This is a genomic window from Thorsellia kenyensis (genome assembly GCF_042432445.1).
GTDB lineage: Bacteria > Pseudomonadota > Gammaproteobacteria > Enterobacterales > Thorselliaceae > Thorsellia > Thorsellia kenyensis.
In genome coordinates, this window is record NZ_JBHLXE010000033.1 from 1 (window position 1) to 24437 (window position 24437).

Consider the following 24437-nt stretch of genomic DNA (forward strand, 5'->3'; position numbering starts at 1 on the left):
ACTTCCGCCTAATTGGCCTTGGTTTGCTGTTAATACAATGTCACTTAAGCCTGAATTCTCAGCGCTAGGTACATAAGTATCTACAATGAAATCAATCGATGTCTTATCTCCCATGTTACCCGTACGGCTAACTGGCGCGATTTTGATGGTATTCGAACCTTCAGGTAATGCATCAACCAATTGATAGCTCCACTGACCATCAGCACCCACTTTCGCACGCCCTATTTCAGTATCACCCACAAAAATGGCCACTTCATACACACCCTCAGGTGCAACACCCTGTACAGTAGGTAAATTATCATCTGTTGTGCTGTTCGCTGTCACCGCTTTTTTACCATTCGGGCTTGTGCTTTCATTCACATCATCTATCACCTGCCAGCTGTCAGGAGACAGGGCCGATGGGGCAGGACGTGTATCAACATTTAAGATAAATGGTGGGGTTAATTCACTCTCATTCCCTGCTTTGTCGGTTACACTGAACTGAATATTATTTTCACCATCACCTAACTCAATAGACGGAGGTAATTCAAAACTCCAGTTACCATCAGCATCTACTTTAGGCACTACATCGTTCGGACCAAATGTCTGTTTTTGACCATTAACATACACGTTAACCGTACCATCTGGCTCACCTTGACCTGCGAAGCTTGGCTTATTATCATCAGTGTAGTCGCCGTTTTTAAGTGCACCTTGAACATCACCTTGATCATCACCTGCATTTTCATCAACTAGCGGAGTATTTGGTTTGGTGGTGTCTACAATCACAGGGAATGATTGACCATTACCTGTATTGCCCGCTTTATCTTGTGGTTTTACGCTGATGTTGTAATCACCTTCTGGCAACTTGCCATTCTCAGGGATTTGTATTTCAAAGTTACCATTTTCATCAAAACTACCGCCTAATTCGCCATCGCGTTTAGGGTTAGGAGAGAATACATAGGTATCATCGGCTTTACCGTCACCATCACGGTCGATTTCGACCACGACATTCTCGCCTGGCTTACCTTTACCTTTAATAATCGGTGTGCCTGTACCTAAATCACCGCTCTCAGGATCACGTCCATCAATCAACACATCTTCAAATTCATCAGGTGGAGTTTTATCCACATTCATTGGGAATTTGACTTCAGGGCCTATATTGCCGGCTTTATCTTCAGGACGAACAGTGATAGTAGAATCACCTTCAGGGAGTTTATAATCAGGAGGGAAAGTCAACTCAAAATTGCCTTCTTCGTCAAAATCACCTTTTATTTCGCCATCACGTTTAGGATCGGCTGAGAAGACAAATTTATCATCAGGTATACCATCATTATCACGGTCGATTTCCACGATAATATTTTCACCAGGCTTACCTTTACCTGTGATTGTTGGAGTATCAGTACCGATATCCCCATCAGGATGACGGCCTGGGATAGTTAAGTTTTCTAATGCACTTGGTGGCGTAGTATCTACAATCAGAGGAAAATCTGTACCTGGACCATTATTACCAAAGTTATCTTGTGGTTTTACTGTAATGTTCGCATCGCCTTCACCGATTGAACCATTTTCTGGCAATTGTATTTCAAATGAACCATCTGGATTAAATGTTCCAGGATATTGTCCATCTTTAGGATTAGGCGAAAATACATAAGTATCATCTGCTTTACCATCACCATCACGATCAACTTCCACCACCACATTATTACCAGGTTTACCTTTACCTGTAATGGTCGGTGTTGAAGTACCGATATCCCCATCAGGATGACGGCCTTGAATGACAATGTCTTCAAGTGCAGGAGGTGGTTCAACATTATTGGTATCAATATCCTTACCATTGACTACATAAAATGCAGCTCCAATGATAGCAGCTCCGATACCCACTAATGTGGCAAGAAGGACGGCATCATGCGAGTCGGCTTCAAATTGACCAAATGCGCTGGTGTCTACAGCAAAACTAGCTCCAGTGAAAGAAGCAGTTACTGTTTGATCTGGTGCTAAATCTATCAGTTTTGCTCCATCAGCTAAAGCCAGCTCAGTTACTGTACCTGCTTTGGTGACAGCAGTAATTTTTACTGAGCCATCAGTTAAATAATAATTTTCAAGGACGATGACTTCTAAAGGATTTTCGCTGACGATTAGCTCTAAATCATCTCCTTTACGAACAGCCTTAATGGTTTTATTGGGTAAACGATGAGTTGATGTCGTTTTGCCGATGATGACAACGTCTCCATTAGCAACACTGATATTAGTTTTACCTGAAACTAATTTAGAAGAAACTGTATTTTGTACGGGATTCGTTTTGATCACTTTAATATCTGGCATTGATTTTTCCTTAATATTCAAATAGTGAAAAGTATGTGTGGATTATAATTTTAAATAGTAAAAATATGATTCCTTATGTAATAAAAATAGAAATTCATTATATATTGTAACTTTTATATACACAAAAATTAAGGAAATTTACAGAATTATTTGCATTGTTGATTATTTTTTGTACTACATGTACATTTAACACTCACATTGTATTATAGGTTTTAAAAGCAATGTCTATATATTTCTGCCTTGAATTAGCTATTATTGGCCCATCAAATTGATTCTAAAGACCTTATAAGCTAATTATTTTGAATGTTTATTTCAACTTTAAAAATATCTATGAATATCTAAGGTCAATTATGTTGTTACAAATAAAGTAATCATCTGACACATCAATAATATATTTAAAAAAATATTGAGCATAAAATCATTTCTTCACTATTTTTGATTAAGTTTCTCTACATGAATGATCAGCGGATAAACGAATCAGTAGTCTTTAGAAAAATAGAGATAAATTTATTTCTGGTAAATGCACATCTAGTAATTACGATTATATTTATGAATTTTGATGAACATCTGGAATTGGCTGGAATTTATAGAATTAGACGACAAGGTAAACTGAAAAATAACAATATAAACAGAAAAAGCTTAACTATGTACAAATATTGCTTAATTGATAATCTCAATCCAGCACTTAGTGTTTATAATGAGTAAACTTGAATGCCATAAGTAACATCATCATGCTATGGCTTTTATGGTAAAGGGGAATATAATAGATATACAAAACTGGCTAAAAATTATTGTTACATCGAATGTAATTAATCGCATAACCATGACAATCACTGTAGGCTATTAAATAAATAATTTTATTATAAGAGTACTTTGAATTTCTGTATAAATTTTAAACTCGCGCGTTTAATCATCATTTTAATGATTTAAAAACAAAACGCATACAAAACACCAGCGTTTTGGTATAAATATTAATATAAAAATTTATTTATTTATTTGGGAATTGTATAAAAATAAGTATAAACTCATATTTTAAGAAATTACAATTTTTTGTTTGCAGATCTTCTAGTTGCATTTAAGAGGAAAACAACTGCTAGGCTTAGATCTTAAAATTAGAAAGGTAAATTCATCTACTTTCATTAAATTTAAATATTTTCAATAAATTAAAAAATAAGGCGATTGTAATGAGGGACGGTTCAACTTTGTTTTCTGTGGGTATATTTTATGGTTCATCAACTTGTTATACTGAAATTGCTGCAGAAAAAATTGCACATGAAATTGAAAAAACACTTAAAAATAAAGATTTGAAAGAAAATTTTTCTGTTTCTATTTTTAACACCAAAGAAACTCCACTCCAAAAAATAGAAGAATTTGACTGTTTGATATTAGGAATTTCAACATGGGATTTTGGTGAAATACAAGAGGATTGGCTCAAACAATGGCATGAAATTGGTAATCTTAAATTAGATAATAAAATTGTTTCACTATTTGGTCTAGGTGATCAAGAAGGCTACGGTAATTGGTTTTTAGATGCAATGGGATTACTCTACAATCAATTAAATCAATTCGTTATTCACTGGTGTGGTTTTTGGCCAACAGATGGATACAACTTTACAAGCGTTTTACCGATAACAGAAGATAAACAGTTATTTGTCGGATTAGCGCTTGATGATGATAGCCAATATGAATTAACGGATCAAAGAATTGAAAAGTGGAGTGAGCAGGTCGTTTCAGAATGGTTAGATATTCTTGCTTGACTAGCAAAATTCACCAATTTATTGTTTGTTATAAAGCTCAATATTTCTAGATTAATTTGCTATACAATCATAAAAATTTGTTCTTTTTTACCAGGAAATTCTTCACTTATATTCCTGGTAAAAAATCTATTTATACTATTTACTGGCCTCATCTTTGTTATCAATCCATTGACCATCAACATAATATAAAGCTAAGGCGCTAGGCTTACCATTCACTTCAGAAGAAATATACTGTTGTTTATTTTTTCTACTGTAACGAACATAAGTCCTGTTGCCATCTTTATCTCTTAAAGGCGCAGAGGTAAAATATTTAAATTTTTCAGGCAATCTATCTTCAAAGCGTTTTAGTTCGTCAACATACGGAGCTCGAGTTTCTCTAGATTTTGGGAAATTATGTGCAGCTAAAAAAATACCCGCAGCACCATCCCTTAAAACAAAATATGCATCAGATTTTTCACAGAGCAATTCAGGCATATGCACAGGATCTTCTTTAGGTGGTGCTATTTCGCCATTTTTGAGGATTTTTCGAGTATTTTTACAAGAATCATTTGAACATCCCATGTATTTACCAAATCGGCCAGATTTTAAGTGCATGTCACTTTGACACTTATCACATTCCACAACAGGACCATCATAGCCTTTAATCCTAAACTCACCTTCTTCAATTATATAGCCTTCACAATTTGGATTATTTCCACAAACATGTATCTTCCTATTATGATCAACTAAATAACTATCCATTGCAGTGTCACATTTTGGGCAACGTTTACGTGCCAATAATGCTTTAGTCTCTGCATCTTCTGACTCTAAGATATTTAATAACTCACTTTGAGCTATCAAGTTAATTGTAGATTTACAGCGCTCTTTTGGAGGTAATGCATACCCTGAACAACCTAGGAAGACACCTGTACTTGCTGTACGTATTCCCATTTTTCTATTGCAAATAGGACAATCTATACTTGTTAATACGACACTATTAGGTTCCATCCCTCCTTCTGATTCATCTTTATCTGCGATTGCTAATTGGGCTGAGAAATCAGTGAAAAATGTATCAAGTACTTTTTTCCAATTAGCCTCAGCTTTAGCAATTTTATCTAAGTTATCTTCCATCTTAGCAGTAAAATCATAGCTCATTAGCTCATTAAAACTTTTTTCTAATCTATCGACAACAATTTCCCCCATCTTTTCAGCATAAAACCGACGGTTTTCAACACGAACATATCCTCTGTCTTGAATAGTTGAAATGATAGAGGCATAAGTCGAGGGCCTGCCAATTCCTCTTTTTTCTAATTCTTTAACTAAAGAGGCTTCACTGAACCTCGATGGTGGTTTAGTAAAATGTTGCTCTGGTAAAATTTCTTTTAAATTTAATATTTCATTTAACTGCACAGAAGGTAATGTTTTATCCTCTTCAGACTTGCGAATGACTTGTAATACTTTTGTCCACCCATCAAATTTTAATGTGCGTCCTTTAGCTTTTAACGAGTAGTCTTTTGCAGTTACTGTAATTGTTGAAGAATCATACTGCGCGGCTGTCATTTGGCAGGCTAAAAATTGACACCAAATCAATTGGTATAATCTTTGCGCGTCAGTTTCCATATCAGTCAAAGAGCCTGCTAATTTTTCAATATCAGAAGGCCTTATAGCTTCATGGGCTTCTTGCGAATTTTCTTTATTTCCATAAATGATGGGTTTTTCTGGCAAATAAAGTTCACCATAGAACTTGCTGATATGATTTCTAGCCATAGCAATCGCATCTTGGCTTAAATTGGTCGAATCCGTACGCATATAAGTTATATGGCCTGATTCATAAAGCCTTTGAGCTAACATCATTGTCTTTTTGACACCAAAACCTAATCGGGTACTTGCAGCTTGCTGTAAAGTAGATGTTATAAAAGGAGCACTGGGCTTACTACTGGTTGGCTTAGCTTCTATGGCGGAAACTTTAAAATCTGCATTTTTAAGAGTCTCAACAATTTTAGACGCTTGTAACTCATTCTCTATTTTGAGTAATTTATCTTTAAAATGCAAAAGCTCAACACTTAAAGGAATATGTGCTGATTTAACATTTAAATCAACATGCACTCGCCAAAACTCTTCAGGAGTAAAGGCTTTAATTTCTTTTTCACGCTCTACAACAAGTCTAACAGCAACAGATTGAACTCTTCCTGCAGAGAGCCCTCTAGCAACTTTTTTCCAAAGCAATGGAGATACCATATAACCGACTACTCTATCCATAAAACGTCTTGCTTGTTGGGCATTAACACGATGAGTATTTACTTCACTAGGTTTTTTAAACGCCTGCTGAATGGCATTTTCTGTAATTTCATTAAATACAACACGACTGAACCTAGAATCATCTCCCCCAATAAGTTCTTGGAGGTGCCACGCTATTGCTTCTCCTTCTCTATCCAAGTCGGTTGCAAGATAGATATGATCAGCTTCTTTAGCTAGCTGTTTAAGTTCAGTAACAACTTTTTCTTTGCCAGGTAAAACTTGATAGTCAGCCTTCCAATTGTTGTAAGGATCGACACCCATTCTACGAATTAAGGCAGCAGTCGGAGAACTTTTAATTATTTTCTTTTCAGTTTTCTCTTTTTTGTTTTTTGCGGTTGTTTCTTTTTTAAGACTCCCACTCGTAGGCAAATCACGCACATGACCTACACTAGATTTTACAATAAATTCTTTTCCAAGATATTTATTTATGGTCTTCGCTTTTGCTGGAGATTCCACTATAACTAGGGACTTACTCATATTTTCACCTAATACCTAATTTAATTTCAGAATTTGGAACCATAACCAAATTCTGGTTATTTTTATCATTTATTACACGATATAATTGATAATCATGCCATCAAAACTTTTATATTAGTAATGCCTATATAATATAGTTTAACACCAATACTTTAAACAACGGCTTTAATCAAGCATGACTACTTTAGAATTTAATACAATAAAGTATAACTTCACCTTTCTCTTTTTTCAAAATATCATATCACACACTTAAATGATATATATTGCGTATATCATCTATAAAAAAATCAGTTTATCAATTATTAAAAATTAAATATTAGATAAATTTATCCAACAAATAGTATACGTTGAACTAAGTTTTAGCCCTTCTTTTTCTTCATTTTTGTGTAATAAATCAAATTTAGTAATAATTTTATCGCATATAAATTAGAAAATTTGATACAATAAACCATTAAAAAATAATCGCATGGATTATTTATACTTTTTAATCATGTGGTTATATTTTACCATAACTAGCTCGATGATTTTTTTATCAGATTTTTCACATCCAATAAATAGACAAAGTGACTTCATGAAAAAATTTACCTTCATATCAATTTTCATTCTTATACTTTTTAGTGCTTATTTTGGATTTGGATATTATGCTAATCATGTCTCCAAACAGAAAATTGAAGACACATCAGAAAAAATTAATGTTTTTCTTTCTTCTGATAAAAGAATTACCTCTCTCAATAAAACCATCACATTAAAAACCAGTTTAGAAGAAAAAAGTCTATTCAAAAGTGTTTATAAGTTAACTTTCGAAATTTCTGATAATAATGCTAATCCAAATGATAGAAATGCAAGAAAACGACTGACCTTGAACCTTACTTCCGAAAATGGTTTATTTCCTCTGTCAAATCTGAAGAATTTTAATTTTTCGCCTGTTGTTAACAAAATGACTCTTGAATTTCCTGCTAATTTATTGTCGAAAGACTTTTTAGATAGGGGAGATGTTGATAAGAGTGTTCCGCTCGCGGATATACTATTTACTACTCGTTTTGATGAAAGCATTCACATTAAAGCGAGCATAAGGCCTCTCAAATATACAGATCAAAAATTTCCTTTTACTTTTGATGGTGGGATTATTGAGCTTTCTTTGAATGATAAAACCATTTCTTCTTTTGCCGCTGAATTAAATAATTTAGATGCTAAATTTAATTCACCTTGGATTCCTATTGGACACATTATTGATAATGTAATCAAACAAACAGAAGAGTCAACCAGGCATCATTTTAAATTTAAAAGAATCAAATTAAACTACACTATCAATCCTAGCACGTTAAATTTTTTCACTTCAAAAAAATCATTCGAAGTTGAAGATTTTTCGTTTGCTATTTTACAGTACCCAATTTTAAAATTTTCAAATTTTTTCTTAGATCAGGAACAAATAGATAGATCAAATATTATTGAAATTGAAAATAATTTTAAACTTTCTGACTTAAATACTTATGGCCTGAATATGGGTTCTGGTCATTCAACATTTATTTCTCTACACAGAAATTTTGAAGCTGTTGATACCTTTTATAATAGTATTATTTCGGATATCAAATTAGGTAAATATATAAGAACAACTCTTAATACAGAATTATCTCTTACTGATTTTATCTTTTCTGCTCAAGCATTGACTAGAAGATTAGTTTCAAATCCTGGTTATCAAATCATTCCTTTCCAATGGAAAAATAGCCTTGGCACCCTAACTATTAATAGTGAACTTATCTTTTCTAATCCATTAACTTATAGCTTAGTTAGCAATCCAAATGGTCAAATTAACAATCAGCAAGCCTATGATAAAATTAACTCTTTTCATATTGATGTGTCATCTGAAAACGGTATGTTGCCTTATCTCATGACCCAAATTGATCAGATAAATGGTATAGAACAATTGGTTGCTAAAGAAAAAAATAATTTGATAGTTGAAAAAAATATTGACTTACTCATCAATACAGGGATCATTACTCGTCAAAATGATTTGATTAATTTTGCTTTCTCCTATACTAATGATAGGTATGTATTAAATGGTGTCGCCTATACTAGAGATCAATTTTTAGAATTCATCTCTCTTGTCTCACTGAGACAGACTGGACTCATTTCACCTGAAAATTTAATACGCCTTAATGAATTTATTTCAGGTCAAACTTCGGAGTAATCTAGTGCAACGCATTGATAAATTATTAGCACATGCATTAAGTATCAGTCGTAGTGATGTATCTCGACTCATTAGAAATAAAATGATTACCGTAAATGGAGAATTAGTTAAATCTGGTTCATTGAAAGTTTCTTCATCTGATGAAGTTTTATATGAAAATAATGTAATTGTTCTTTCTTCATCAAAACGCTATTTTATGCTTAATAAACCTCAGGGATATGTTTGTGCTAATAATGATGCAAATTATCCCTGTGTCACATCTCTTTTAGATGAACCTAGTGCGTATCTTTTACATAGTGCAGGCAGGCTTGACGTGGACACAACTGGTTTGGTCTTGCTAACAGATGATGGTGATTGGTCACATACAATTACATCCCCTAAAAAAAGATGTCAAAAAATATATCATGTAACACTAAAGCATCCTTTACTTGAAGATTATGCGGTTAGTTTTAAAAAAGGAATATTGCTCAAACAAGAAAGAGAGCCTACTGAACCCGCTACTTTAACTTATTTAAATGAATATGAGTGTTTAGTGCAAATTTATGAGGGGAAATATCATCAAGTTAAGCGTATGTTTGGCGCTGTAGGCAATAGAGTTGTAGCTCTAAAAAGACTTCAAATTGGCAGTGTTATTCTTGATGATACACTGAATGAGGGAGAGTATAGAGAGCTGAATTATCATGAAGTAAGTTCATTCACTAAATAATCAACTTTATTTAAACACTTTATCTTTCATTTCATTCTAGTCTAAAAATAAAGAGAGTTGCTCTTTTGCCAAATTATTTTCATCTTTTAAAGCCACCCCAACACCTATCATTCTTATCCCTCTTTGTTCTCGGCGGTGCACCCAAATAAAATCAAATAATTCATGTATTTTTGATTTGGATAAACTTATTTGGCTTACCTCTAATGTAGTTTGTTTGAAATCATCAAATTTTACTTTTACTTGAATTTTCTGAATATATTGCTGTTTTTTATTTTCAGAAATTCGCTTCTCCAATTCAACTAATTGTTCATCTAATTTTTGTTTTGCTTGATCAATCTGATGAAAATTAATATTAAAGGTTGTTTCAACGCTTATAGATTTGGTAATACGGTTTGTATTGACACGTCTAGCTTCTTTACCCTCAGCATAATTCAATAGGGTATGTCCAAACTTGCCAAGTAACGTAATTATCTTATCTTTCCCAACATTCTTAAGATCAGCACAAGTATATAATTTAAGATCAGCTAATTTCTTTTGTGTCACTTTTCCTACACCTGGAATTTTTTTTAATTCTAATTGTTCTATGAAGGCAGGGACATCTGTTGGTGCTAAGGTGAAAATTCCATTGGGTTTATTTATATCTGAGGCAATTTTAGCAAGAAACATTAAAGGGGCAACCCCTGCGGATGCGGTTAAACCTATTTCCTTTTGAATGGCGCGTCTTATATCTTGAGCAATGTATGTTGCAGAGCCATTAAATTCAGTATTATCCGTTACATCCAGATAAGCTTCATCAAGAGAAACTGGTTCAATCAATGAAGTATAGCGCTTATAAATTTCATTAATTTTAGAAGATATTTCTTTATAATAACTATGTCTTGGGGGTAAAACAGTCAGTTTAGGGCATAATTGTAATGCTTTAGCAGTCGACATTGCACTTCGCACCCCAAATTTTCGGGCTTCATAATTTGCTGTACAAATTACCCCTCTTCTATCAGCTTGTCCACCAATAGCCAATGGTATTGTGGCTAATTTAGGGTTGTCTCTCATCTCTACCGCTGCAAAAAAACAATCCATATCAATATGAATGTATTTATATATTTTTTGCATGTTGAATTGTCTCTAGGATAGATTTCATAAGCGCTTGGTTATTTGCTTTTTTTGCAATAACAATATTGCTGAAACCTTGGGTATTGGCTATTTTGGCAATTCTCTCGCTGACCACTATTAAATAACTACTTAACGTCTTTTGACGGATCATTACATCTTCATTTTTTAAATAACGAATTAAATTTTCCAGCATCTCACCACTAGTGATCACTATTATATTTTTTATTGATTGAGTTATGCTTTTCTTAAATTGAAGTAAACTGCTAGGATTCTCAATTCGGTGATATGCTTCTATTTCTCTTGTATAAAAGTGGTTTTCTTTTAAAACATTTGCAACAATATCTCGTCCTCCATTTCCACGTATTATTAAGGCTTCACGAGTGGTATGATTATCATGCTTATTTTGTATATATTCAATTAAAGACGGTAATTTTATCAATTCTTCACTTATTTCTTTACCCTCAGGGTACTCAGCTTCTAACCCGATACAATCAAAAAATTTGGCAGCAGTACTTTGGCCTATTGCGTAATATTGTAAATTGGGACTAAAGGAAGATTTTATTTTGGCAATTTGTGCATCAGATAGATGCCGCTCAAATAAAAAAACATTAGGAGATAACAAGAAAACCAAAGAACCCCTGCTCAATGATGCCAGCATACTCGGCATAACATTTAGATCACGGCCCGGTTCAATTGAGATCAGTGGGGCAGCAATACCTTGGACAGAATTGAACTGCAATAGTTCTAACAACTCAGTAGCTTTATCTATCGGACGACAAACAATAACTTGCCAAGAATCAAGCATAGTCACCTCAAATTATAAATTGGCTCTGGCATAAATAGTGTCAAGTAACTCTTTAGCACCCTTTGCTATGAGTTTTTTTGCTAACTCAATCCCTAGATGAGCTGCTTCTTTTTTATCACCAACAACTGTATCATGTAAAAACGTTTGGCCATCAAGAGAAGATACAAGTCCTTCAATTAACAAGTGACTATCTTTCAGAGTAGCATGTGCTGCGATTGGTGCCTGACAGCCTCCCTCCAAAAAATGATTAAAAGATCTCTCAGCGGTTACACATATTGATGTATTTTCATGATTCAATACCTGTAAGATTTTCTGTGTGTTATTGTCTGACTTCCGGCACTCAATTCCAACAGCGCCTTGGCCTACCGCAGGTAAGCATAAAGATGGTTTAATCACCTCTTTTATCCTTGATTCAAGGCCAAGCCTTTTTAAGCCGGCAGTTGCTAGTATGATAGCATCATACTCATTTGCATCTAGCTTTGAAAGTCTAGTCCCTACATTGCCTCTTAGATCTTTTATTATCAAATCAGGTCTTACGCGTTTTATTTGAGCCTGACGACGTAAGCTTGATGTGCCCACTATACATCCATTGGGTAAAGAAATTAATGAATCATATCGATTAGATACAAATGCATCATAAGGATTATCGCGTTCACATATAGTTGATAAAATTAGCCCCTCTGGAAACTCAGCAGGCACATCTTTCATTGAGTGAACTGCTATATCTGCATCGCCATTTAGTAGTGCAACTTCAAGCTCTTTAACAAACAAGCCCTTTCCCCCAACCTTGGAAAGTGGAGTATCAAGTATAATATCTCCTTTAGTAACAAAGGTGATCAATTCAACCGATAAATTGGGAAAATGTAGTTCTAGTGAGTCTTTAACATAATTAGCTTGCCAGAGAGCTAAAGGACTTTTTCTGGTGGCGATACGTAAAGTGGTCATATTTTTTTCTCAAAATTAGGTATTCTAGTTTATTTTACCTACAATACCTTTTGTTACATTTAAAAGTATTATTCTGGCTCAATTTCTGTTAAATCATCTGCTGTTTCAGCTTGTGATTGACTTTCTTTAATCGTCTCAGGATTTAAAAGTAATTCTCGTAATTTAGTGTCAATTTCTTTCGCAATTTCTGGATTTTCTTTTAGAAAGCGACAAGAATTTGCTTTACCTTGGCCAATTTTATCACCTTTATAACTATACCATGCGCCCGCTTTTTCTACTATATTGTGTTTTACCCCAAGGTCAATGAGTTCTGCTTCCACATTAATCCCTTCACCATATGTGATAATAAAATCCGCTTGTTTAAAAGGTGCTGCAATTTTATTTTTAACTACCTTGACACGAGTTTCACTACCTATGACCTCTTCACCTTCCTTTACTGATCCTACACGTCTAATATCTAGTCGAACAGAGGCATAGAATTTAAGTGCATTTCCGCCCGTTGTTGTTTCTGGGTTACCAAACATTACACCTATTTTCATACGTATTTGGTTAATAAAAATAAGCAGTGTATTAGAATTCTTAAGATTACCCGTCAATTTTCTCATTGCCTGGCTCATCATTCTTGCAGCAAGCCCCATATGTGAGTCACCTATTTCCCCTTCAATTTCTGCTTTCGGGGTCAATGCTGCAACTGAGTCAACAATGATTACATCAACTGCGCCGGATCGTGCTAAGGCATCACAAATTTCTAAAGCTTGCTCGCCTGTATCAGGCTGAGAACACAATAAATTATCAATATCTACACCTAGTTTTCTAGCATAGATAGGGTCAAGCGCATGTTCAGCATCAATAAATGCACACACTTTACCACTTTTCTGAGCTGCAGCAATGACTTGTAATGTGAGCGTTGTTTTACCCGATGATTCAGGTCCGAAAATTTCCACAATACGACCTAAGGGCAAACCACCAGCTCCTAGAGCGACATCAAGCCCCAAAGATCCGGTTGAAATTGTCTCTACATCCATTGTTTTGTCTTCACCTAGAAGCATTATAGTACCTTTACCAAATTGCTTTTCAATTTGGCCTATTGCAGCTGCTAAGGCTTTTTGTTTATTCTCATCCATCTTGCTCATATTTACCCCTAATTATTGTAAGTTTTATTTATATAGTTTGATAACAACATTATACTGTTTAAATATACAGTATCAACTAATTTTTTCAATTTCCTGCAAAAGAATTTTTAACCCATGTTCTGCTGCTTTTAACCTGACTTGAGTCCTGTTACCTGTAAAGTTTTGTGTTTCTGTATGTGTTGAAATAATTTTATCATTAAAATCAATAATAATATTGCCTTTTACGTCAACAGAATTTAGTGAAGATTGAAAATCCAATACTTTTTTTGAAGTAATAAAAGCGAAGCCGAAACACACCATACCTACTGGCTTTAATTGAGTTCCACCACTAGGTCCTGCTATACCAGTAATAGATACTGATACGGATGAACCTGCATTTTTCAAACAACCAATCGCCATTTCCTTTGCAACTTGTTCACTAACTGCACCATGTGCCACAAGTGTTTGATTCGCTACATTAACATTTCTTTCTTTTGATTCATTACTGTATGTAATCCATGATTGTTCAAAATAAGATGAAGATCCCGCAATAGCAGTAATAAAACTGGAAAGCAGGCCCCCTGTACAAGACTCAACACATGATACGGTCATTTTTTTAACAACAAGTAGCTCACCAATTTTTTGCGCTAGTGCTTCACAGGCTATAAATTTCTTTTCAACAAATCCCATACTGTAAATCCTTTTGGTATAAATTAGTATTTATCAACAGTATTATATCTTAATTAATTTTGATGTAACTGAATTTAATAGTAGAAGCCTTGATATTATTACTGATAGTGTAAAAACAATAAAAAAGTAAAGTGTTGCTATAGTTGGTTCATATGTTGGAAACCAATGAAGCAGATAAAAATAAATGGCATCATGCAAAATATATACGCCTATCATTGCAGGCGCAATAAAATGAAAGATCTCTGTGAGTATTTTTGTTTTAATCTTTATGTTATCAAAAATAATAAAAATAGTTAACGTCATGGCGATAAGAAGAACACTGTCTAAAAAATAAGTTGCATTAAATGCTTTAAAGACATATTTTGATAAAAGTAATTCATATAAATAAAAACTAAACATTAATGGAAAGCAAAAAAGTTTTGCATAATATCTTACTTTTTTTCTCTTACTGATTAATCTTATTTTTCTTAACGCTAAAAACCTGCCTATATAATAATAAAAGCACCATGTCCAAATCCTAAAATGACTTGGCACTTTTTCAATTTGGCCATTTAAGTTGAGTAAAGTAAGAATATCTAAAAAAGCGATAAATACTACAAATAAAAGTAATGCTAAATAAGCCCAACGATAATGTGAAAGCACAATAGTAAAAATAGGATTAAGTACATAAATAGTGGCTAAAGAAATAAGTAACCAAGATTGTAGAAAATAACTATTAAACCCATTTTTACTAAAAAGTAAGTATGAAACAGCATTCCAGAAAGCGAATATAAATAGAACTGATAAAATTTTGGACCAATCTATTTGAAATAACCTTTGAGTCGAATATGTTTTGTGATCACTATAGCCATTAATGAGAAAAAATAGAGGTGTAGCAACTATAGACAAGAAATATAATATACTCAAAAAATGGTTGTTTACAAAACAAAATTCATTGCATAATTGACTTGCCGAATAAAAAGTGACGGCACAAAAGCAGCAAATAGTCTTGAGGACGGATAATCCAACTTGTCTCATAGTAATAATATGGCTCAATTAATCAAATTCGAATTGATATAAAAGATCAATGGCCTGATCCATACCAGAAACAGCTTCTAGATAAAGTCTTGGTAACAATTGATATCTTAGAGTAATAGTTGCAAGTGAATCAAATACCCCTACACCATACCTTACTTGTAGTCCTGGTAATACCTCTCCTGATACCACTACTTGAGACTCATCACCCGCACCTTGCGTATCAAGAGATAAATTTTTAACTCCAAATGTTTCGCCTATTCTGCCGATTAATTGGCCACTTTGTGATGTACCCATGCCAATGAGCATAGTCGTCATTAAACTGCTGTCTGCACCTGATGCATCGAGACCTTCCCCTCTAAGTATATAAGAAAGTATTTCTTCCTGACTCATTGACGGGATCGAAAAGAGTTCTAATCTTGGCTCATCAGCAAAACCTGTTACCCGTACACCTGCAACTACATCATTACGGATGTTATTAGGATTTCGAACAGCTTCAACGTTTAGCTTAGGTCTATCCGGTGTTCCTGCAAATGAAATTACCCCTTTCCTAAGTACTAAATCTTGCCCGTATGCCCTAAAGCTACCATTTTGGGTTACAATATCCCCAAAAAGCGCAATACCTTGTTCTGATTGCCTAACATTTAATTCACCTAAGAGTGCTGTGTTCAAACCAAATGCTGATAACAAAATATTATCCCCTAACTTAATATTTAAGTCAGTTTTAAATGGAATTGCATTTGTTTGTTTTTCTATAGGTTGCATATTTTCATCTAAGAATACTTGCGAATCAGAAACATCAATAACGGATTGTGGTAACTCATCAACAATAATTCTGGCCCAAGGAATTAAAACATTCCCAGATAAACTCAATAGCTGGCTATTTGCTTCAAAGCGAATATCTGGTTTAATTTTAATTTGCACCTGTGGAGGCATCACTATACCAATGCCTTCAGATCTTGCGTTCAACACGGTATTCCAGTTATTTGTATTCTCCCAATTAGCACTTCCATCTAACAATAAAATACCATCATTAGTAACAATTTCACCATCAAGATTAGATTGTTTTCCATTAAATCTGATAGCAAGTCTACTATCGTTAATATCGAAAGGAATTTGATGACTAACAACCAGTAAGTTACTCAATAAAAAATCCCCAGTAACTAAGGGATTAAGCGTGGTACCAGAAAAAATAAGTCCACTATTAATAACTCCATGTATTTTTTCATTATCAGCAAAGAAAGGGGATAAGAGTGATAAATTGAAATCAGCTATCTTTAAATTACCAGATAGCTGCCTAGAATTTAAAATATCATTAATTTCAATATTACCAGAAGTGGAGCCATTGTTCTTTATCTTAAGATCCCATGTTGAGGAAAAATTTTCCGCTTCGTAATCAGCTTTAATTGAGAAAGCCTCTAAATCCAAATTAATATTTGCTTCATTAACATTTTGTACAACACCTAATGTCTGACTATCTAAACTCATTTGCGCACGAATTGCTTCTAAATCAGATAAATAAAGAAGTGCTTCACCCTTTATAGTCCCTTTTAGCACAGTGGCAGGAGTTAAAAACTTATTAAGATAGTCAATATCAATCTTATTGAATGCTATTTTCATCGGAGTAGATTGCTTCAATTCAAAATCTTCAGCTAAGCAAACTTCCGCAGCCTGATGAACCCAACAGTGAGAAGAAAGAGAAAATTTATCGACACCAAGAAGTAGCTCGATAGGATTTTTATTCTTAATAGCACCTTCTGGTGTATCTAATTCAAGAGTTTTTATTGTAGAATTCCAAGTTTTATTTGGAGAGTCAAATTGTGCTGATAATTTCATTAGAGCGCTGATAGGGTCAGCATTAAGATTTAGACTAAATTCATGACGTTCATTTGTGCCAACCAATTGGGTATCTATTGTATTTATTTGTGTTGAAGGTAGTTTTATGTCAGCTCCCCCTAGACTTATCTCACCAGAAATAAATTCTCCTAATTCTTGAGTATTAGAAGTCAGTTGTTTCCAATTGATTTCTAAATCAGAGGACTTTAAATTCGCTGAACTAATTGAAATTGAATCTAAATTAAAACCGTTGATATTTATATCACTGTTTACATTAATTAATTCAGTTGTCCCCGTAATGTTTGCATTACCTTGCACATTGCCTTTTAAATTAGGGACAATACCACTTAATTTAGGTGCGTCTATGAGTAGGCTAATATCTACCTTATCACTTATACTGCCAGATAAATTGATACTGTTTTCTCCGACAGCAAAATTAAATTTATTTGCGGTCCAGTGATACAATGAAGAACCGGATAGTTGAGCTTCGATATCTATCGGATAATTATTTAAATTACCCGTTAATTTTGTATCAGCCAATTCAACAAAATAGCTATCATTAGATAATTTTCCATTTAGTCCTACCCTACCAGATGTTTTTAAGTCAATGCCTTGCTTTTTATCATTGAGTTGAAAATTATTTATATCTAAATTTGATGTTAATACAAAGACATCTTTTGACCAGTCTAAAATGGCTGACATTTTTAGGAGATTAACCCCTAGATATTTTGCTTTATCAGCCTGCACTAAAGAAAATTCATTTACAACCGCCTTATTTTGGAACAGTTCAGCATTTAACATTATTTCGGTAGGCGGTAATTGCGGGATCTCAATAGCTGATGTAACTGTTAATGAGTAAAGTTTGATATCTCCTGCTAATTTTACTTCAGTAGGCAGTAAACGATAACTTTCCTTAGTTATTTTTTTGATAGCTGAGATATTTTCTACCTCTGATGATAGAGGCTCATTATTTTCAATTCTATTGGCTTGGGTTAATTCAAAATTGATCATTGGCCAAGCAATCGTTTCCGTTGTTAAGTTAATCGAAAGTGGGAAATTTGGTTTAGCAAAATTGCTTGTTAGTTTAAGATCAAGTAGAGCAAGTGAGTTTTTCTGGATGGTGGCTTCCGATATAAGTTCTCCTATCAAAGCGCCTTTAGCATTAAATAAAAGACTTAGATTATCTAACTGCAATCCAAATTTCTCAAATGCTTTTTCATCTTTGTCGATATTAATGGACAAATGAGTAGTAAGCGGCCAATTTCCTTTCATTTGAAGGCTACCATTCAAATTAAGTTTCCCATTAGCACATATGCGATTATTACTGTCACGCAAATCACAATATCCAATTTCAGTATTTAAATGCAATATTGATATCAAATACCCTTGTATATCAAATGCAATATTAAGCTCATCTGTTGTTATTTTGTTATCAAAATGTTCATATGATAAATGGTTTATTTTGAAATTTGGTACAACAAAGTCCATCGGCATCAACACATCTGAAATTTTGGTTAGCACAGGATTTTCTAGATTAGATTTTACGTCTTCAATTGTTTGTCTAAGTTCATCTACATTAAAAAAATTTGTCTGTACTGTATTATCATTTGCTTGAATCGGGTCTATAGATTTAGAGCTTGTTTTAGTCAGTGAATAATCAGTGTCCATATTTATATTCATAGAATCTAATAAAAATTCATCTAAAATGATTTTATCGTACCATGATCCGTGGGTTTTTAGACCATTACCACTAAATCTCATATTATCAACTCGAACAGCAATATCAGAGACCATCAATCGTGATAAATGAATGCCAAAAGGTAAGTTAATCTGAGCTGGGGGATTGGTTTCTTTAAGCTGGCTATTCTTTTCAATTAAATGCGTATTAATATTTACGTTTATCTTTGCAACACTTAGGTCATTTATGCAAAGGTTAAGTTTAAAAAGACAACGTAACGATAAAGACAACTTAACATCATCAACTTTTACATCAATTCCATCAAGAGATACAGAAATAGAATCGATACTGAGTGCGCCCCAACCACCTTTTACATTATTGATTGATATGAACGTCAGATGCCTATTGGCAAGATCTGTTGTTATACCAATACCTGTAGGCGTAAGAATAAAAAGCACTAGGCTTAAAATTAAACCTACCATGGGTAATAAAAAAAAATAAATGATTCGTTTAAATATTTTCATAAGTTGATCAGTTGATTAAATCACTAAAGAATTTTAAAGTTCAGGTCCAAGACCAATGTAGAACTGCACGTTATTAGTATCTCTATCATTTACAGGAGTAGCTATATCAAATCTGACAGGCCCTAAAGGAGATGACCACCTCACTCCTATTCCAGTCCCTGTTTTAATATCATCTTCTAGTACTTTATTACTGGCATTACCAGCATCAACGAAAGTAGCTCCCCACCAATTACCTGTAAAATTATATTGATATTCTAAACTTCCTGTAAGGAGCTGAGATGCTCCAGCTAATTTTCCAGCCTCATCCCTAGGAGAAATCCCTCTAAATTTGTACCCTCTTATACTTCTATCCCCTCCAGCAAAAAAACGTAAAGAAGGTGGAATAACATCAAACTTATTGGTTTCTATCCATCCTATGTTAGTTCGACCTAGTAGTCTATGTCCTGCAGCAGGTGTTCTTATTAAGGCATATTGTCCTTGCATAATCGCAAGATCAGCATCTGATCCTAATACTTTGTCAGAAAAATCTAACGAATAGCGTTGAGTATCACCCCATTCAGGCATTCCAGAACCTACTGTACGCGTTCTGTTTAAAGTAATGCCAGGCATCACAAGAAGGGTACTATTTTGGGTTGCGCCTTGAATAAAATCATCATAGCTTAGGCGGATATTGGTAGAAAATTGCCAACCTAAAATTCTCCCCCAAAATCTTGCAAAATTAATAGAAACAGCATCTGAACGTGTATCATTTAAGTCTTGCCGTTTATAACCTGTTTGAATAATATAATAATGATCTAGGGCATTTTGCACTAAAGGAATACGATAATTGAAATCGATGATTTGTTCTTTTGTGGAAATATTCAAATTAGTTTCTGAGCTGTGACCATATCGATTCCACCAAGGACGACGCCATGAAAAAACACCTCTGATCCCAACATCAGTTGAAAAGCCGAGCCCAACATCAACAGAGTTTTTTGTTCTAGGTGTAAGTACTCCACCTATATCAACTGTTTTATCATTATTAAGCGACTCGAGTCTTGGCGTCATTATTGAGGAATTAAACCAATTTGTGCGATTTAATCTACGATTAAATTCTATGATATCATCAGCTAGATAACCTACAGCAGGTTCAAATGGGGTTAGATTATCTAAAAAGAGAGTATCAATTTGTGAACCATCATAGGTAATATTACCATAGCGATAGCGTTCACCTGAATCAAACTCAATGAACCAAATCGCCTCACCTCTTTCTACGGAGACACCTAATTTTTGTTGGATAAAAATAGCATCAAAATACCCTCTATTAAGCGCTAAATTGGTCAGTCCTGCAGTGAAAGCATCAAACTGGCTGTGATTAATAGGCTTATTTAATTCAGGTGAAAGACGAGTGATAAGTTGTTGAAATGCTTCATCATCCTTAGCCTCTCCTTTAATGTTTATATCTAAACGAACTAAAAGAACGGGTTTACCAGGAGAAACATTAGCATGTAAAATTGGTCTTGCAGGAGCGAGTTTATCTTCAAATTCAATTTGAATTTCAGGTGAGTAATATCCGAGCGCTTTTAATCCGAGTACTATTTCATTTCTCAGCCTTGCTTGAAATCGTCCATCACTACTTATTTCAGCTTCTTGAATGCGAGATAATCGGGCTCTTACATTTCTTTGCAGCTCACCTTCTAGCCCGGTAAGTTGGATACGAATGGTTCTTTGATGTTTTTTTGATGAAGGATCCACTTGATTGTTAATCTCATCATTCGAAAACAACTGACAACCAGATAAAAAAATAATAGACAATAAAACACCTAAACGTAAAAAAATATTTTTCCGTTTGATGGTGTTTTCATTGCATCTGTTTTTTTTAGGTAATAAGAGAACTAAATTCAAAATTAATAACCTTTTCAAGATCGTTTTTATTTTCTATACTATGCCATAATTTGTTTTTTTTCTCTATACTTTCACGTAGTTGATAGTACATTTTGGGTATAACTCTATTAATACCAATAGCATAACGACTATGTAATTTTGTATCTATTCAATAAAAGTTTTTTATTGTGTTACAATAACTTAATATTCTTTAATTTCTGCCCTTTTCACTCTTTTAATTTTTTGTTAAAGATATTCAATTGAGATTAAAATATTTTAAAGCTTTAGGATTGAACTGAGGCATCATGAACAATTCAGACAATATATAGCCTTAATAACCACTTAATCTACTGATAATCTACTGATAATTTACAATTTATGTTGATAATTAGGCTTATTTTTCGAACTTTTTACGTAAACTAGTAGTCTAACGAAGATTTAATTACCATGTACTAGATTAATACAATACTGTATTTTGGTATTTTATAAAATGCATCATCCTATTCAAGCGGCCATTGAATCAATTCAACTCCATTCATTTTCTGCTGGTTAGTCTAAGGAAATGGAATTAGATGGTAAAACGGGGCACGGTATTAAATAAAAAAGCATAAATATGAATAATCAGTAACCATCATTTGGGATTCATTTCTGCTCCGTGGTATTATATTATTAATCAATCTTCTACTATTAACAACTTTAAGAAAACTCCATGACACATTTTACTCAGATAACAGAATTACTTTCCTATTTTGCTTCTCTTGCTCAGTGGGAAGACCGTTATCGTGCACTGATACAACTATCTCAATCACTTCTAACAATCCCAGAATGTCAAAAAAATGAGATCTTACTTCTACCTGGTTGTGAAAGTAAACTGTGGCTAGACATCAGTAAAACATCTGACGGAAAAATAATTTTTATTGCTGACAGTGACAGCAAAATACTCAGAGGTATCTTGTATATAATCCAACTTTATTGCTCAGAGTATACAAAAGAAAATATAGCAAATATGAATTTCACCTCTTTATTTGAGCAAATTGGTGTTTTGCATAAATTAAGTTCAAATAGAAAAAAAGGCATCCTTGCAATTGAAGAACGGATAAACAAGGTTATGACTGACAATTAATCAGTATGTAGTTCAATTTAAATATGACTGATATATACTTTTACAAAATACGGCACTTGGTAGAAAAAGCTTGTGCTCATTGAAAGCATTACAGATCAATAGCAACAAGGTATGAAAAATTAGAAACTTTCTTTAGAAGCACTATTGCAATTGCTATTATGATGTGGTTTTCCATGTATGTCTAAAAAATACTCTCTAAATGTCAAGAGCCTCTAGTTATGCCGAAGTATTTTCAAGTTGCAGGGGTAGACAGTATTCTGATTGCAATTGTAAGTATTACCTTGTGTTAGAACCTGCATCTTGATTTTAATTGGGAATAAAACATCATCCTTAATTAATCAATAATCAATAATCAATAATCAATAATCAATAATCAATAATCAATAATCAATATTTTTATCTTTTTTTAGTTGATTTCAAACTATCTAATATTATTAATGCGAGAGCAAACCAAATAAGAGCAAAAGTAATAAATCTTGATGGGCTTAGATCTTCTTCAAATAACGTAATTGCAAGAATAAACCCCATAGATGGGCCTATATACTGAAAAAAACCTAGATAGGAAAACGGAATTTTACTCGCCGCTGCAGAAAAAAATATCAAAGGAACAGTTGTTATAATTCCTGATAGCGCTAAAGTAAATATAAAACCCAATGAATAACTATTTACAACAGCTGCTATATCATCTATGACAAAGAAGAATAAAATCATTGCAGCAGGGAGTAACATAAAAGTTTCAATAAGCATACTGGTCTGAGCATCTATAGCAATTTTTTTCTTAACAACTCCGTATATTGAAAAAGTGATAGCTAAACTCAGAGCGATAAAAGGGATTGCATGAAACTGCCATACTTGATACCCCACTGCACAAAAAGTTATTCCTACTGCAATCCACTGCATTTTGCGTAATTTTTCTTTTAAAAACAGTGTGCCAATAACTATGTTTATTAAAGGGTTAATAAAATACCCCAAACTCGTATCAAGTACATGGTGATTATTTACAGCCCAGATGAATATAAACCAATTAACCCCTATCAAATGAGATGCTAAAAATAGCCAGAAAAATTTTTTAGGTGTTTTGAATATAGCCCTTAAATTTTTCCATCCTTTGTAGGAGGTAACAAGTAAAATCATAAAGAATAAGGAGAATATAATTCTAAACCCGACAATTTGTTCAGCTGGAACTGACTCGAGTATCTTAAAGTATATAGGTGCTAACCCCCAAATGATATAGGCGGCTAAAGCATAAATAATACCTTGTTTCATTTCAGGATATAGTTCGTGATGACCATTATTTTTAGTTAAATCATTTGACACAGCTAGTCTACCTTAAATTAGTTTATTGAAAGAATGGATGAAACGTCCAACTAAAAATGTTGCATTTTTTACATCAAGATTTAAAAGTTTAGATCTACTTTATTAAACTGGATCCGCTTTTAAAGTTTACTTGATAAAAGAAGTTTACATGTTATGTTAATAATAAAAAGATTTAAAATCTAAGATATTTAAAATCTAAGATATTTAAAATCTAAAATTTTTTCGTTGATAAATTCGACCTGGTTAAGGCTACGGCCTTACTCCTTTAAAGGTACCGTTTGTACGTCCCTCGCATATTGTTCAAACTAATGAATATCTAACATTCTTTTAAACGTTCTTAACCAATTCATAATGTACTAGAGAACTGCAAGCATTTTTAACTGTTCATCTTGACCGATTAAAATAGGTCTTTGAACTCAAGCTATCTTAATTATTGGTGTAGTCTATGTGTTTTCTTCCAACTTTTAAGATTAAATGCTCTGAATCTACGATTTATCTTACTCATCGGGGTTTCATAGCTGCGTTTACAATTCGCTATTTTAAAATATCACTAAAATCTATCTATAAAAGATTCAGTTTTTGCATGAAAAATGTTATCGGCTGAAGGTGAGGTCATTTTTTTAAAGCTTTTGCCTATTCTTTTAATGCATTCAGTGTTTTATCATGGATAATTCAGTCTTCTACAAAAGCTTTACATCATATAATAGAGCTGAC

General features: G+C 33.4%; 15 protein-coding genes. 4 read left to right on the forward strand and 11 right to left on the reverse strand.

The window, feature by feature from the left end; genetic code table 11:
- Positions 1 to 2301 (reverse strand): Ig-like domain-containing protein (locus ACFFIT_RS03165; protein WP_385876198.1); only part of this gene is annotated, 2301 nt, incomplete at its 3' end.
- A gap of 1184 nt (positions 2302 to 3485) precedes the next feature.
- On the opposite strand from ACFFIT_RS03165, the gene fldB reads away from it, so the two are divergent.
- Positions 3486 to 4058 (forward strand): flavodoxin FldB, encoded by a 573-nt coding sequence (gene fldB, locus ACFFIT_RS03170; RefSeq protein ID WP_385876199.1) that lies wholly within the window; start codon positions 3486 to 3488, stop codon positions 4056 to 4058.
- A 135-nt stretch (positions 4059 to 4193) separates the two neighbouring features.
- On the opposite strand, the gene topA is transcribed toward fldB, so the two are convergent.
- Positions 4194 to 6812 carry a type I DNA topoisomerase gene (gene topA / locus ACFFIT_RS03175; protein ID WP_385876200.1) on the reverse strand — a complete coding sequence of 873 codons (2619 nt, stop codon included), beginning with the start codon at positions 6810 to 6812 and terminating at the stop codon, positions 4194 to 4196.
- A gap of 571 nt (positions 6813 to 7383) precedes the next feature.
- Here topA and ACFFIT_RS03180 point away from each other — a divergent pair.
- Positions 7384 to 9000, forward strand: a complete 1617-nt coding sequence (locus ACFFIT_RS03180) for a DUF945 family protein (protein ID WP_385876201.1) — start codon at positions 7384 to 7386, stop codon at positions 8998 to 9000.
- Positions 8969 to 9706 carry a 16S rRNA pseudouridine(516) synthase RsuA gene (gene rsuA, locus ACFFIT_RS03185; protein WP_385876202.1) on the forward strand — a complete coding sequence of 246 codons (738 nt, stop codon included), beginning with the start codon at positions 8969 to 8971 and terminating at the stop codon, positions 9704 to 9706. Before ACFFIT_RS03180 ends, rsuA begins: the two co-directional genes overlap by 32 nt.
- 36 nt (positions 9707 to 9742) lie before the next feature.
- Here the strand turns inward: rsuA and dinB are convergent, their stop codons facing one another.
- The 8 genes from dinB to tamA form a co-directional block, all read right to left on the reverse strand.
- Positions 9743 to 10807, reverse strand: a complete 1065-nt coding sequence (dinB, locus tag ACFFIT_RS03190; RefSeq protein WP_385876250.1) for a DNA polymerase IV — start codon at positions 10805 to 10807, stop codon at positions 9743 to 9745.
- Complete coding sequence (locus tag ACFFIT_RS03195; RefSeq protein WP_385876203.1) at positions 10800 to 11621, reverse strand: uroporphyrinogen-III synthase; 822 nt, start codon at positions 11619 to 11621, stop codon at positions 10800 to 10802. The genes dinB and ACFFIT_RS03195 overlap by 8 nt, the downstream gene beginning before the upstream one ends.
- A gap of 12 nt (positions 11622 to 11633) precedes the next feature.
- Positions 11634 to 12566: a hydroxymethylbilane synthase gene (gene hemC, locus ACFFIT_RS03200; RefSeq protein ID WP_385876204.1), complete on the reverse strand. Its 933-nt coding sequence runs from the start codon at positions 12564 to 12566 to the stop codon at positions 11634 to 11636.
- 68 nt (positions 12567 to 12634) lie between these two features.
- The gene (gene recA / locus ACFFIT_RS03205) at positions 12635 to 13690 is read right to left on the reverse strand and encodes a recombinase RecA (protein ID WP_385876251.1); all 1056 of its coding nucleotides are present in this window, start codon (positions 13688 to 13690) and stop codon (positions 12635 to 12637) included.
- An 81-nt stretch (positions 13691 to 13771) separates the two neighbouring features.
- Positions 13772 to 14368: a CinA family protein gene (locus ACFFIT_RS03210; protein ID WP_385876205.1), complete on the reverse strand. Its 597-nt coding sequence runs from the start codon at positions 14366 to 14368 to the stop codon at positions 13772 to 13774.
- A 42-nt stretch (positions 14369 to 14410) separates the two neighbouring features.
- Positions 14411 to 15385: an acyltransferase family protein gene (locus ACFFIT_RS03215; protein WP_385876206.1), complete on the reverse strand. Its 975-nt coding sequence runs from the start codon at positions 15383 to 15385 to the stop codon at positions 14411 to 14413.
- 18 nt (positions 15386 to 15403) lie between these two features.
- Positions 15404 to 19420: an autotransporter assembly complex protein TamB gene (gene tamB, locus ACFFIT_RS03220; RefSeq protein ID WP_385876207.1), complete on the reverse strand. Its 4017-nt coding sequence runs from the start codon at positions 19418 to 19420 to the stop codon at positions 15404 to 15406.
- 33 nt (positions 19421 to 19453) lie between these two features.
- Positions 19454 to 21304 (reverse strand): autotransporter assembly complex protein TamA, encoded by a 1851-nt coding sequence (gene tamA / locus ACFFIT_RS03225; protein WP_385876208.1) that lies wholly within the window; start codon positions 21302 to 21304, stop codon positions 19454 to 19456.
- Between the two features lie 688 nt (positions 21305 to 21992).
- Here tamA and ACFFIT_RS03230 point away from each other — a divergent pair.
- Positions 21993 to 22406 carry a SufE family protein gene (locus ACFFIT_RS03230; RefSeq protein ID WP_385876209.1) on the forward strand — a complete coding sequence of 138 codons (414 nt, stop codon included), beginning with the start codon at positions 21993 to 21995 and terminating at the stop codon, positions 22404 to 22406.
- A 396-nt stretch (positions 22407 to 22802) separates the two neighbouring features.
- On the opposite strand, the gene rarD is transcribed toward ACFFIT_RS03230, so the two are convergent.
- Positions 22803 to 23723 (reverse strand): EamA family transporter RarD, encoded by a 921-nt coding sequence (rarD, locus tag ACFFIT_RS03235; RefSeq protein ID WP_385876210.1) that lies wholly within the window; start codon positions 23721 to 23723, stop codon positions 22803 to 22805.
- Between the last annotated feature and the right edge of the window lie 714 nt (positions 23724 to 24437).